General features: G+C 70.4%; 13 protein-coding genes. 8 read left to right on the forward strand and 5 right to left on the reverse strand.

What is annotated here, in order from left to right:
- Positions 1-62 precede the first annotated feature (62 nt).
- Genes Q0112_RS11315 through Q0112_RS11330 form a run of 4 tightly spaced genes read left to right on the forward strand, consistent with a single transcriptional unit; the run spans position 63 to position 3,196 of the window.
- Entirely contained in the window at positions 63-1,052 is a 990-nt protein-coding gene (locus Q0112_RS11315) for a carbohydrate ABC transporter permease (protein WP_297975332.1), read from the forward strand.
- A complete protein-coding gene (locus Q0112_RS11320; protein ID WP_297975335.1) occupies positions 1,049-1,873 on the forward strand; it encodes a carbohydrate ABC transporter permease in 825 nt (274 codons plus the stop codon). Before Q0112_RS11315 ends, Q0112_RS11320 begins: the two co-directional genes overlap by 4 nt.
- Before the next feature lie 13 nt (positions 1,874-1,886).
- Positions 1,887-2,891 carry an ABC transporter ATP-binding protein gene (locus tag Q0112_RS11325; protein ID WP_297975338.1) on the forward strand — a complete coding sequence of 335 codons (1,005 nt, stop codon included), beginning with the start codon at positions 1,887-1,889 and terminating at the stop codon, positions 2,889-2,891.
- Positions 2,892-2,941: 50 nt separating this feature from the next.
- Positions 2,942-3,196, forward strand: coding sequence for a hypothetical protein (locus Q0112_RS11330; protein ID WP_297975341.1), 255 nt, complete (start codon positions 2,942-2,944; stop codon positions 3,194-3,196).
- Between the two features lie 296 nt (positions 3,197-3,492).
- Here the strand turns inward: Q0112_RS11330 and Q0112_RS11335 are convergent, their stop codons facing one another.
- Positions 3,493-5,139, reverse strand: coding sequence for an alpha-glucosidase (locus Q0112_RS11335; RefSeq protein WP_297975344.1), 1,647 nt, complete (start codon positions 5,137-5,139; stop codon positions 3,493-3,495).
- Positions 5,140-5,387: 248 nt separating this feature from the next.
- Here Q0112_RS11335 and Q0112_RS11340 point away from each other — a divergent pair, with 248 nt between their 5' ends.
- The gene (locus Q0112_RS11340) at positions 5,388-6,119 is read left to right on the forward strand and encodes a response regulator (protein ID WP_297975347.1); all 732 of its coding nucleotides are present in this window, start codon (positions 5,388-5,390) and stop codon (positions 6,117-6,119) included.
- Between the two features lie 72 nt (positions 6,120-6,191).
- On the opposite strand, the gene Q0112_RS11345 is transcribed toward Q0112_RS11340, so the two are convergent.
- Positions 6,192-6,914, reverse strand: coding sequence for a helix-turn-helix domain-containing protein (locus Q0112_RS11345; protein ID WP_297975350.1), 723 nt, complete (start codon positions 6,912-6,914; stop codon positions 6,192-6,194).
- Between the two features lie 153 nt (positions 6,915-7,067).
- Here Q0112_RS11345 and Q0112_RS11350 point away from each other — a divergent pair, with 153 nt between their 5' ends.
- Positions 7,068-7,442 (forward strand): group 1 truncated hemoglobin, encoded by a 375-nt coding sequence (locus Q0112_RS11350; RefSeq protein WP_297975353.1) that lies wholly within the window; start codon positions 7,068-7,070, stop codon positions 7,440-7,442.
- A gap of 23 nt (positions 7,443-7,465) precedes the next feature.
- On the opposite strand, the gene Q0112_RS11355 is transcribed toward Q0112_RS11350, so the two are convergent.
- From Q0112_RS11355 to Q0112_RS11365, 3 genes are read right to left on the reverse strand one after another with little or no spacing between them, the layout of a single operon-like run.
- Entirely contained in the window at positions 7,466-8,236 is a 771-nt protein-coding gene (locus Q0112_RS11355; RefSeq protein ID WP_297975355.1) for an SDR family NAD(P)-dependent oxidoreductase, read from the reverse strand.
- Positions 8,236-9,393: an acetyl-CoA C-acyltransferase gene (locus tag Q0112_RS11360; protein WP_297975358.1), complete on the reverse strand. Its 1,158-nt coding sequence runs from the start codon at positions 9,391-9,393 to the stop codon at positions 8,236-8,238. Before Q0112_RS11360 ends, Q0112_RS11355 begins: the two co-directional genes overlap by 1 nt.
- Complete coding sequence (locus Q0112_RS11365; RefSeq protein WP_297975361.1) at positions 9,390-10,400, reverse strand: GlxA family transcriptional regulator; 1,011 nt, start codon at positions 10,398-10,400, stop codon at positions 9,390-9,392. Before Q0112_RS11365 ends, Q0112_RS11360 begins: the two co-directional genes overlap by 4 nt.
- A 119-nt stretch (positions 10,401-10,519) precedes the next feature.
- Here Q0112_RS11365 and Q0112_RS11370 point away from each other — a divergent pair, with 119 nt between their 5' ends.
- Together Q0112_RS11370 and Q0112_RS11375 are read left to right on the forward strand one after the other, a co-directional pair.
- Positions 10,520-11,890 (forward strand): class II 3-deoxy-7-phosphoheptulonate synthase, encoded by a 1,371-nt coding sequence (locus tag Q0112_RS11370; RefSeq protein ID WP_297975363.1) that lies wholly within the window; start codon positions 10,520-10,522, stop codon positions 11,888-11,890.
- 13 nt (positions 11,891-11,903) lie between these two features.
- On the forward strand, positions 11,904-12,612 hold a 709-nt coding region (locus Q0112_RS11375), incomplete at its 3' end, for an HAD-IB family phosphatase (RefSeq protein WP_297975366.1).

The following is a 12,612-nucleotide window of genomic DNA, read 5'->3' on the forward strand; positions in this document are numbered from 1 at the left end:
GGAAGAAGCCGGGCAGGCGCCGCGCGCGCCCGCCCGCAGGGGTCGAGCAGGGAGGCTCGGGCGTGACCAGCACGACGATGAGCGCACCTCCGCCCCCGGCCGGCATCGCCCGGCCGGCCAGGCGATCCGAGCTGCAGGCCGAACGGGTCCGCGCCGCCCGGATCTTCCTGCTGCCGATGATCCTCGCGCTCGTCCTCGTCGCCGCCTGGCCGCTCCTGCGCACCATCTACTTCAGCTTCACCGACACCTCGCTCACCAACCTCGGCGCCGGCAAGTGGATCGGCTTCGACAACTACCTGACCTGGCGCACCCTCTCCTCCGGCCGCACCGTCTGGCGCGGCACCCTCGTCGACCCGGCCTGGTGGAACGCGGTCTGGAACACCTTCCGCTTCGCCATCATCTCGGTCTCGATCGAGACCGTCCTCGGCCTCATGGTCGCGCTCGTGCTCAACGCCGAGTTCGCCGGCCGCTCGATCGTCCGCGCCGCCATCCTCATCCCCTGGGCGATCCCGACCATCGTCTCCGCCAAGCTCTGGGCCTGGCTCTTCAACGACCAGTTCGGCATGGTCAACGACATGCTGATGAGCCTCGGCCTCATCGACCACAAGATCGCCTGGACGGCGAACGTCGACACGGCGATGTACGCCGTCCTCATCGTCGACATCTGGAAGACGACGCCCTTCATGGCGCTGCTCTGCCTCGCCGGCCTGCAGATGATCCCGCGCGACATGTACGAGGCGGCACGGATCGACGGCATCCATCCGGTCAAGGTCTTCTTCCGCGTCACCCTGCCGCTGGTGAAGCCCGCGCTGATGGTCGCCGTCATCTTCCGCCTGCTCGACGCCTTGCGCATCTTCGACCTCATCTACGTGCTGACGCCGAACTCCTCGGCCACCAAGACCATGTCGGTCATCAGCCGCGAGAACCTGATCGACTTCGACAAGTTCGCCTACGGCTCGGCGCAGTCGACGCTGCTCTTCCTCATCATCGCGCTGTCGGTCATCCTCTACATCTGGCTCGGCAAGGTCGACCTCGGGGGAGAGAAGCAATGAACCTCGTCAAGTCCGGCGCCTTCTACCTCGCCGTCGTCGTGATCGTCGTCGTCTCGGTCTTCCCCTTCTACTACGCGATCATCACCAGCTTCAAAACCGGCACCGCCCTCTTCCAGGTCAACTACCTGCCGACCCAGTTCGACTGGTCGAACTACGTCAGCGTCTTCAGCCAGGGCGAGTTCCCGCGCAACATCCTCAACTCGGTCATCGTCGCGACCCTCACCGTCGCGGTCGCCCTCTTCCTCGGCGTGACCGCCTCCTACGCGCTGGCCCGCGTCCGCTTCCGCGGCCGGGCGCTGCTCCTGCTCACCATCCTCGGCGTCTCGATGTTCCCGCAGATCGCCGTCCTCGCCGGCCTCTTCGAACTCATCCGCGCGCTGGGCATCTACAATACCCCCTGGGCGCTCGTGCTCAGCTACACCATCTTCACGCTGCCCTTCACCGTCTGGGTGCTGACCACCTTCATGCGCGACCTGCCGATCGAGATCGAGGAGGCGGCGATCGTCGACGGCGCCAGCCCCTGGATCATCATCACCCGCGTCTTCATGCCGCTGATGTGGCCGGCGCTGGTGACGACCGGCCTTCTCGCCTTCATCGGCGCCTGGAACGAGTTCCTCTTCGCGCTGACCTTCACCTCGTCGAACGCGACCCGCACCGTGCCGGTCGCGATCGCGCTCCTCTCCGGCGCGACCCAGTACGAGACCCCCTGGGGGATCATCATGGCCGCCTCGGTCATCGTCACCGTGCCGCTCATCGTCCTTGTGCTGATCTTCCAGCGCAAGATCGTGGCGGGCCTCACCGCCGGCGGCGTCAAGGGCTGAAGGAACCCCGACCATGGCACAGATCCAGCTCCGCGACGTCCGCAAGACCTACGGCGCCGTCGACGTCATCAAGGGCGTCGACCTCGAGATCGAGTCGGGCGAGTTCATGGTCTTCGTCGGCCCCTCGGGCTGCGGCAAGTCGACGCTGCTCCGCCTCGTCTCCGGCCTCGAGGACATCACCTCGGGCGACCTCCTCTTCGACGGCGAGCGGGTCAACGACCTCGCCCCCTCGAAGCGCGGCATCGCCATGGTCTTCCAGTCCTACGCGCTCTACCCGCACATGAAGGTCTACGACAACATGGCCTTCGGCATGAAGCTGCAGAAGGCCGGCGCAGACGACATCAAGGCGCGGGTGATGAAGGCGGCGAAGCTGCTGCAGATCGACCACCTGCTCGACCGCCTCCCGAAGCAGCTCTCCGGCGGCCAGCGCCAGCGCGTGGCGATCGGCCGCGCCATCGTCCGCGACCCGCGCGTCTTCCTCTTCGACGAGCCGCTCTCCAACCTCGACGCCGCGCTGCGCGTTGCCACCCGCCTCGAGATCGCCAAGCTCCACCACGCCATGGACAACGTGACGATGATCTACGTCACCCACGACCAGGTCGAGGCGATGACGCTCGCCGACCGCATCTGCGTCCTCCGCGACGGCATCGTCATGCAGGTCGGCTCCCCTACCGAGCTCTACGAGCGGCCCAACTCGATCTTCGTCGCCGGCTTCATCGGCAGCCCGAAGATGAACTTCCTCAACGGCGAGATCGCCCGCGGCTTCGGCGCCCACACCATCGGCATCCGCTCCGAGCATATCGTCGTCGACAACGACAACCCGACCTGGAAGGGCGAGGTCGTCCACGCCGAGAACCTCGGCTCCGACAACTACCTCTTCGTCGAGGTCGGCGCCGAGGAGCCGGTCCTCGTCCGCCAGGAGGGCAAGACCGCCATCCCCTGGGGCGCCACCATCGGCATCCGTCCCCTGGCGGAAAACCTCCACCGCTTCGACGCCAACGGCACCCCGATGCGGTGACGCCCGCCCCGGGCCGTGCTAGTCTCCCGCCACGGCTGGAGGCGGAGGCGATGAAAGAGGTCAGGATATCGCTCAGCGAGGAGCGCTTCGCGGAGATCGAGGCGGAGGTCTCGAGCGGTCAGTTCGCCTCCGTTTCCGAGCTGATCGAATGGGCCGTGGCGACCTATCTCGACCCGCTGGGCCTGCCCTCCGACGCCGAGATGGTTGCCGAGCACGATGCCATGCGCCGCGAGATCGAAGCCGGCGCTGACCTCCTGGATCCGGACGAGGTCCGGCAGATGATCCGGGACAGCCTCGAAGAGTGACGCCGCGGCGCCTGAAGATCAGCCGGAGGCCGGTTCGGCCGTGAGTACGCCGACCGGCTTCTCGACCGGCTCGGCCGTATCGCGGAAGGTGGCGCGATCCTCGGCACGGCGCGGGGCGACGATCCCGGTCTCCGCACCTTCGGCTACGAGGGCCAGGCAACGATCCTCGCCTATTTCTCGGAACGGCAACTCGAGATCGTTCGCATCTACTTCAAGGGGCAGAACTGGCGCCGCTGAAGCGCCAGATCCGTCTATACGTTGTCTATACGCAAAAAAAGACGCATGATTTCAGGCCATTACACACCGGGCACGCGTGCCGGCGCGTGCGCGGCCGGCGCGAGGTCCGCCACCTCCGTCCCCGCCGTCGCCTCCATGATCGCGAAGCCGTTCGGGTGCAGCACCAGCCGCTCCCCCTTGTGCTCCGCCCCCTGCGCCAGCGCGATCGCCCCGCCGCCCTTCAGCACCACCTCCTGCCGCTCCGGCGACAGGTTGAACACGCAGAGCACCGTCCCCCCGCGGGTGAAGGCCAGCACCGGCTCCGCCACGTCGAAGAACCGCGTCCGCCCGACCCGGAGCTCCTCGGTCTCCCGCCGCAGCCGGAGCATCCTGCGGTAGAATTCCAGCACCGACTCCGGATCGCCCCTCTGCCCCGCCACGTGCCGCGCCGCCTGCGGCGCCTTGACCGGCAGCCACGGCTTGCCGGTGGAGAAGCCGCTCGACGCGTTTCCCCCGTCCCAGACCATCGGCGTCCGGCAGCCGTCCCGCCCGATCGGCTCCGGCCAGAAGCGGATGCCCTGCGGGTCGGTCAGCTCGAAGAGCTCGAGCTCGGTCTCGGTCTGCCCGAGCTCCTCCCCCTGGTAGATGCAGATCGACCCCTCGAGCGACAAGAGCAGCGCCCCCGCGAGCTTGGCCAGCGCCTCCGGCCCGACCCCGTGCCGCGCCCAGCGCGAGACGTGCCGCCGCACGTCGTGGTTCGAGAAGGCCCAGGTCGGCCAGCCCCCCGGCGCCCCGGCATAGAAGTCCTCGATCTGCCCGCGGAAATGGCCCGCGTCGAACCGCTCTCCCAGCATCTCGAACGAATAGCACTTATGCAGCCGCCTGCCGCTCGTATATTCCCCCATCATCCGGATCGCGTGATGGCTCTCGCCCATCTCGCCCACCATCGCCCGCGCCTCGTACTCGTCGAGCAGCCGCCGCATGTCCTCGAGGAAGAGCAGGTTCTCCGGCTGGTTCTTCGAGAAGAGATGATACTGCATCCCGTAGGGGTTCACCTCCGGCGCGCTCTTGCGGCGGAAGTCGGCCGGATCGTCGCGCAGCAGCGCGTCGTGGAAGTAGAAGTTCACCGTGTCGAGCCGGAACCCGTCCACCCCCCGCTCCAGCCAGAAGCGCATGGTCGAGAGCAGCCACGCCCGCACCTCCGGGTTGTGGAAGTTGAAGTCCGGCTGCTCGGCGAGGAAGTTGTGCAGATAATACTGCCGCCGCCGCGCGTCCCAGGCCCAGGCCGGCCCGCCGAAGACCGACAGCCAGTTGTTTGGCGGGGTCCCGTCGTGCTTCGGATCCGCCCAGACGTACCAGTCGGCCTTCGGATTGTCGCGGCTCGACCGGCTCTCCACGAAGAAGGGATGCCGGTCCGACGAATGCGACAGCACCTGGTCGATGATGACCTTGAGCCCGAGCGCATGCGCCCGCTCGAGCAGGGCGTCGAAGTCGGCCAGCGTGCCGAAGATCGGGTCGATGTCGGTATAGTCCGCGACGTCGTAGCCCATGTCGGCCATCGGCGAGGTGAAGATCGGCGACAGCCAGATCGCGTCCACCCCGAGATCGGCCACATAGGGAAGCCGCCCGGTGATCCCCCTGAGATCGCCGATCCCGTCGCCGTTCGAATCCTGGAACGACCGGGGATAGATCTGGTACGTGACCGCTCCGCGCCACCAGTCGCTCATCGCACGCCTCCCTGCCGCAGCCCGGCGACCCTCTCGCGTCGCCTGCCGCCCGTCAACCGTCCGCGGCGAAAACACCCATATGCGTTCCATATGGAGTCCATGCGCGTTCCATACCGGCTTTCCGAGCCGTTTCAGCCGGATAGGCCGGAGCCCCGCCGCGGCGCCCCGCAATGCCCGTCGTTAAGGCCTTCTTAGCCAAACCGCCGTCCAAATGGGGCGTTCCCTTCGTGCTGGAGTGCCTTGGTCCCATGATTCCCACCAACCCGGAAGCCGAGCTCCGCGCGCTGGGCAGCCTGCGCCGGCAGTGCCTCTTCGCCGTCACCATCCTGCTCGTCGAGGACAGCCGCAGCGCGTCCGAAGCGATCCGCCTCTACGCCGCCGAGAGCGGCGCGCGGGTCCGCCGGGCGGACAGCCTGCACGCTGCCGGGCGGCATCTCGCGATCTACCGGCCGAACGTCGTCATCGTCGACCTCGGGCTGCCGGACGGCAGCGGGCTCGCGCTCATCCGGCATCTCGCCTCGGCCTCGACGCCGATCGGGGCGATCGTGGCGATGAGCGGGCACGAGCGGGCGAGCTGGCAGGCCGAGGCGCTCGAGGCGGGCGCGGCGGGCTGCCTCGAGAAGCCGATCGCGAGCCTTCGCGCTTTCCAGGAGCGCATCCTCTCGGTGCTGCCCGACGCGGCCACCCGCCGCGCGCCCGAGGAGCGCGAGCTCGCGCTCGCCGGCCGCGCCTCGGTCGGAGCGGCGCTCGCCGACGACATGCGCCGCGCCCGCTCGCTCCTCGGCGAGGCGCTGCCGGCGGGGGATCTCGACACCATCGCCTATTGCGCCCAGTTCCTCGGCTCGGTCGGCGAGATGCTCGGCGACGCCGACCTCGTGGCCGCCGCCCGCGGCGCCACCCGGCCCGGCGGCCCGGTCATCCTCGCCGCCCTCGTCGAGCGGCGGCTGGGCGCCGGCAGGGCAGGGGTGCAGGTCGCCTGAGCGAGGGGCACGATGCCGGCTCCAGGCAACCGGCTGACCCTGTGAGAACAGCTCCCCGCCATTCACCGCTGCTCAGCGAAGGTCGATCTCCGGCTGGCCCGCGGCTTGCGCGCCGAAAGGGGCGAAGCTGCTGAGCACGAACCAGGCGCGAAAGGCGGAGAGGTCCTTCCGCCCCCCATCCAGCCGAAGCCGACCGTCCGCGAGCGCCCCGTCGATCGAAAGATGGCCGAGCCATACCTGTGTCAGCACCGCCAGCGCGGCAGACACGAACAGGTCCACCTCGAATCCCGGCGGCTTGTAGCAGAGATCGACATAGTCCTTCTCCGCGACGAGCCAGTACCGGCGCTTGCGGACCGGCACGCCCGACAGGTCGAACTCCACCACGTAACGACGCCCGTGGCTCGGAAATCGCGCCACGACGTTGCGGCGGATGTCCCACATGAGCAGGTCGGGATCAAGGTTCGCCGGATTGACGAGGTCATGCCGCAGCCAGCGCTGCGCCCATGCTCCCATGGTTTCGATGATGGGACGGAGCTCCCGGCCCGAGGGGGTCAACACGTATTCCCAGCTGCCGGCCGCATTCTTCCGATGCTCGACGATCCCGTCGAGCTGCAGCTTCTGCAGACGCTGCCCGAGAAGAGCCGAGGACATTCGCGGCAGGCCGCGCTGCAGCTCGTTGAAGCGCACGCTTCCGCAAAGAAGCTCGCGGATGACGAGCGGTGTCCAGCGCTCGGCCAGTATCTCGGCGGCCAGAGCGACAGGGCAGAACTGTCCGTAGCCTCGCTTCACCGCCATGCTGGCAGGCCCCGCTCCTCGAGCGCAGTCTAGCTTCAGATCCTGAAGTTGTCGCGCCCGAGCTTCGCCGGATAATCGGCGCTTACCGTGCCGGCCCGGTCGGTTCCCGTCTGATCGCCGGCGCTTGTCAACCTCGGATGACAGGGTGAGAGCATGGAAAGGATCCTCTACGAACATCTCGGCGGCGCGGCCGGCATATCCGCGATCGTTGACGATCTGGTCGAAGCCCATCTCAGGAATCCGCTGATCCGGCACCGGTTCCTGCCGTATCTCGACCGTCCGGACGTCGTCGCCGCGGTCAAGCTGCACACCCGCGCTTTCTTCGGCGCGGCGAGCGGCGGGCCCGAGCGGTACGAGGGACGCTCGATGCCCGACGCGCATCGCGGGATGAACATCACCGACGCGGAGTTTGCCGCGGCGGTCGAGGACATCGCCGCGACGCTGGAAAGACACGCCGTCGACGAAGGTGCGCGCGAGCAGGTCCTCGTCCTGGCGAATTCGCTGCGAAGCGAGATCGTCAACCTCTAGCAGCGACGCGGCTGCCGGAACGGCTACCGCGGCCCCATGCGGATGGCGCCGTCGAGGCGGATGACCGAGCCGTTCAGCATCGCGTTCTCGGCGATCTGCACCACGAGGGCGGCGTATTCGTCCGGGCTGCCGAGGCGGGCGGGGAAGGGGACCTGGCCGCCGAGGCTCGCCTGCGCCTCCTCGGGCAGCCCCTCGAGCATCGGGGTGAGGAAGAGGCCGGGCGCGATCGAGACCACGCGCACGCCCGACCGCGCGAGATCGCGCGCCATGGGCAGCGTCATCGAGGCCACCCCTCCCTTGGAGGCGGCATAGCCGATCTGGCCGATCTGCCCCTCGAAGGCCGCGACCGAGGCGGTCATCACCACCACCCCCCGCTCCCCGTCGCCGTTCAGCGTCGGCGCCGCGGCCATCCGCGCCGCCGCCTGGGTGGCGAGGTTGAAGGTGCCGATCAGGTTGACCGCGACCACCCGCGCGAAGAGGCCGGGATCGTGCGGCCGCCCGTCGCGGTCGACGCTGCGCCCGGCCGGCGCGATGCCGGCGCAGGCGACGGCGATGCGCGCCACCCCGTGCGCCGCCTCGGCCCGCTCCAGCGCCGCGGCCACCGCCTCGGGATCGGTCGCGTCGGCGGCGCAGAAGAGCCCGTGCACCTCGCCCGCCACCGCCGCGCCGCGCTCGGCGTTGAGATCGAGGATCGCGACCCGCGCCCCCCGCCGCGCCAGCGCCCGCGCCGTGGCCGCCCCGAGGCCCGAGGCCCCGCCGCTCACCACCGCCGGCGTCTCCGGTCCCGGCCGCATCAGACGCGCTCCAGCGCCACGGCGGCGCCCTCGCCCCCGCCGATGCAGATGGCGGCGAGGCCCGTCGTCCTGTCGTGCCGCTCGAGCGCATGCAGCAGCGTCACCAGGATCCGCGCCCCCGAGGCCCCGATCGGATGCCCGAGCGCGCAGGCCCCGCCGTGCACGTTCAGCCGCTCGTGCGGCACGCCGGTCTCGGCCATGAAGGCCATCGGCACCACCGCGAAGGCCTCGTTGACCTCCCAGAGATCGACGTCCCCGACCGCCCAGCCGAGCCGCTCCATCAGCTTCCGCGCCGCCGGCACCGGCGCCGTCGGGAAGCGCGCCGGCGCCTGCGCGTGCGTCGCATGCCCGAGCACCCGCGCCCGGACAGGCAGCCCGCGCGCCCGCGCCTCGCCCTCGCGCATCAGGACCAGCGCCGCCGCCCCGTCCGAGATCGAGGAGGAATTCGCCGCCGTCACCGTCCCGTCCCTGCGGAAGGCGGGCTTCAGCGTCGGGATCCTCTCCGGCCGGGCACGCCCCGGCTGCTCGTCCTCCGTCACCTCGCCCACCGCGGCGATCTCGGCGGCGAAGGCGCCGGACGCCTGCGCCGCCAGCGCCCGGCCGAGCGAGGCCAGCGCATACTCGTCCTGCGCCGCGCGGGTGAAGCGGAACGCGCTGGCGCAGTCCTCGGCGAAGCTCCCCATCAGCCGCCCCCTGTCGTAGGCGTCCTCGAGCCCGTCGAGGAACATGTGGTCCTGCGCCACCGCATGCCCGAGCCGCGCGCCCGCGCGCAGCTTCGGCAGCAGGTAGGGCGCGTTCGTCATGCTCTCCATGCCGCCCGCCACCAGCAGCCGCGCGCTCCCGGCCAGGAGCGCATCCTGCGCCAGCATCACCGCCTTCATCCCCGAGCCGCACATCTTGTTGACCGTCGTCGCCGGCACCTGCTCCGGCAGCCCGGCGGCGAAGCCCGCCTGCCGCGCCGGCGCCTGCCCCTGGCCGGCGGCCAGCACGCAGCCCATCAGCACCTCGTCGACCTCCGCCCCGCCGATCCCGCCCCGCGCCAGCGCCGCGGCGATGGCGGCGCCGCCGAGCTCCGGCGCCTCGGCGGCGGCGAGCGCGCCCTGGAACCCGCCCATCGGCGTGCGGGCGGCCGCGACGATCACCACCCGCTCGCTCATCCTGCCGGCGCCTCCGCGCTCCCGCGCTCGCGGTAGGGCGTGGTCTTGTAGAGCGCCCGGTAGCATTTCGAGAAATGCGACGGCGAGGCGAAGCCGCAGGCGAGCGCCACGTTGATGACGCTCATGTCGGTCTGCATCAGCAGGTTGCGCGCCTTGGCCAGCCGCAGCTCCATATAGTAGCGCTTGGGGCTCCGCCCGAGGTAGCGCCGGAACAGCCGCTCCAGCTGCCGCGTCGACATGCCGGCGTCGCGGGCGAGCACCATCGGCGAGAGCGGCTCCTCGATATGCGCCTCCATCCGGTGGATGACGGTGGCGAGCCTGGGGTTCCTGACCCCGATCCGGGTCGGGATCGACAGCCGCTGCTCGTCGCGCTCGGAGCGGATCGAGGTGTGGATCATCTGGTCGGCGACGAGGTTGGCGAGCTCCGCCCCGTGCCGCCGCGCGATCAGGCTGAGCATGAGGTCGGTCGAGGCCGCGCCCCCCGCCGCCGTCCAGCGGTCGCGGTCGACGACGTAGATGTTCTGCGTCAGCTCGACGTCGGGAAACTCCTCCTCGAAGCTGTCGTGGTTCTCCCAGTGGATGGTGCAGCGCCGCCCGTCGAGCAGCCCGGCCTCGGCCAGCACCTGGGCGCCGGTGCAGACCGCGCCGACCGGCATGCCGCGCCGCGCCTCGCGGCGGAGCCAGGTCAGCACCGGCCGGGTGATCGCCTGCTTCACCGCGATGCCGCCGACGACGATGATCGCCGTCTCGCGCCCGAGCTCGCCGAGGCCGGTGTCGGCCTCGACCACCAGCCCGTTCGAGGCGGTGACCGGCCCGCCGCCCTCGGTCGCCACCTGCCACTCGTAGAGCGTGCGCCCGGCCATGCGGTTGGCGATGCGCAGCGGCTCGACGGCACCGGCGAAGGCGATGAGGGTGAAATTCTCCAGCAGGAGGAAGACGAAGCGCTCCGGCCGGGCGGGGTCCTGCGTGACGTCGCGTTTGGCGGCTGAAGCGTCGGCTGGGCACATGATGGCAACAGGTGATCACCGGCCCGCGTGCGGTCAAGGGGTTTCGCACGGCTCTGGTCAAGACCCGGCGGCTCGGCTATGGAACCGGCGAACGCACGCCGCACCGGAGGAACATCGCCATGTGCGCCGACTGGAGCAGGTCCGCCTGGAGATCGCGCCCGCGGGTCCAGATGCCCGACTATCCCGACGCCGCCGCGCTCGCCGCGGCCGAGGCGCGGCTTGCCTCCTATCCGCCGCTGGTCTTCGCCGGCGAGGCGCGCAAGCTCAAGGCGCAGCTGGCGCTCGCCTCCGAGGGCAAGGCCTTCCTGCTGCAGGGCGGCGATTGCGCCGAGAGCTTCGCCGAATTCAACGCCGACAACATCCGCGACACCTTCAAGGTGATGCTGCAGATGGCGGTGGTGCTCACCTTCGGCGCCAGGGTGCCGGTGGTGAAGGTCGGCCGCATCGCCGGCCAGTTCGCCAAGCCGCGCTCGGCGCCGACCGAGACGATCGGCGGGGTGGAGCTGCCCTCCTACCGCGGCGACATCATCAACGGCTTCGACTTCACGGCCGAGGCGCGGGTGCCCGACCCGGCGCGGATGCTGCAGGCCTACACCCAGTCGGCGGCGACGTTGAACCTCCTGCGCGCCTTCAGCCAGGGCGGCTATGCCGACATCACCCGGATCCACTCCTGGACGCTCGACTTCACCGCCGGGCAGTCCGGCTACGAGGAATACCACAAGCTCGCCAACCGCATCTCCGAGGCGCTCGAGTTCGTCGGCGCCGCCGGCGTCAGCCCGGAGACCAGCGAGACGCTGCACCGGGTGGACTTCTACACCAGCCACGAGGCGCTGCTGCTCGAGTACGAGGAAGCGCTCTGCCGCATCGACTCGACGACCGGCCTGCCGGTGGCGGGTTCCGGCCACATGATCTGGATCGGCGACCGGACGCGGCAGGTGGACGGGGCGCATGTCGAATTCTGCCGCGGGGTGCAGAACCCGATCGGGCTGAAGTGCGGGCCGTCGATCGCCGAGAGCGACCTCCTCCGCCTGGTCGACCGGCTGAACCCGAAGAACGAGGCGGGCCGGCTCACGCTCATCGCCCGCTTCGGGGCGGGGCAGGTGGCCGAGCATCTGCCGCGGCTCATCCGCGCCATCGAGCGCGAGGGGCGGAAGGTCGTCTGGTCCTGCGATCCGATGCACGGCAACACGATCAAGTCCTCGACCGGCTACAAGACGCGGCCCTTCGATCGGGTGCTGCGCGAGGTGCGCGAGTTCTTCGCCGTGCACGAGGCCGAGGGGACGATCCCGGGCGGCGTGCATTTCGAGATGACCGGGCGCGACGTGACCGAGTGCACCGGCGGGGTCCGGGCGGTGACGGACGAGAATCTCTCCGACCGCTACCACACCGCCTGCGACCCGCGGCTCAATGCCGCGCAGTCGCTGGAGCTCGCCTTCCTCGTCGCCGGGATGCTGCACCAGCGCCTGCAGGCGCACCGCGCCGCGGTCTGAGCCGGCGTCCGGCGTGGCGCCGCGCCTTCTCGTCCTGACCGCGGCGGCCGGGGTGCCCGAGGCCGTCGCCACCGCCGCCGCCCGCGCGCTCGGCGGCGAGGCGCGGCGGCTCGCCGACACCGCGGTCGAGGTCGCCTTCGCCGGCGCGGTGCCGGACGGCCTCGCGGTGCCCGGGTGCGACGCCAACATCGTCCCGGCCGAGGGGCGGCGCAAGCGCATCCTCGTCGCCGACATGGATTCGACGATCATCGGCGTCGAATGCATCGACGAGCTCGCCGACTTCGCCGGCTTCAAGGCCGAGGTGGCCGCGATCACCGAGGCGGCGATGCGGGGCGAGCTCGACTTCGAGGCGGCGCTGACCGCCCGCGTCGGCCTGCTGCAGGGCCTGCCGGCGGGCGTGCTCGAGGAATGCTACGCCGAGCGGGTGCGGCTCAACCCCGGCGCGCGCACGCTGGTCGCCACCATGGCGGCGCTCGGGGCGGAGACGGCGCTCGTCTCGGGCGGCTTCACCTACTTCTCCGAGCGCGTGGCGCAGGCGGCCGGCTTCGCCCGGCACCAGGCGAACGAGCTCCTGATCGCGGACGGGGCGCTGACCGGCGACGTCGCCCGCCCGATCCTCGGCCGCGTCGCCACCAAGGGCCTGGCCGACGAGCTGTACGACAAGGGCTACCTGATCGTCGATGGCACGGACGGCAGGGTTCACTATGTGGCGTTGCCGCCCA

Source organism: uncultured Amaricoccus sp., assembly GCF_937858865.1.
GTDB lineage: Bacteria > Pseudomonadota > Alphaproteobacteria > Rhodobacterales > Rhodobacteraceae > Amaricoccus.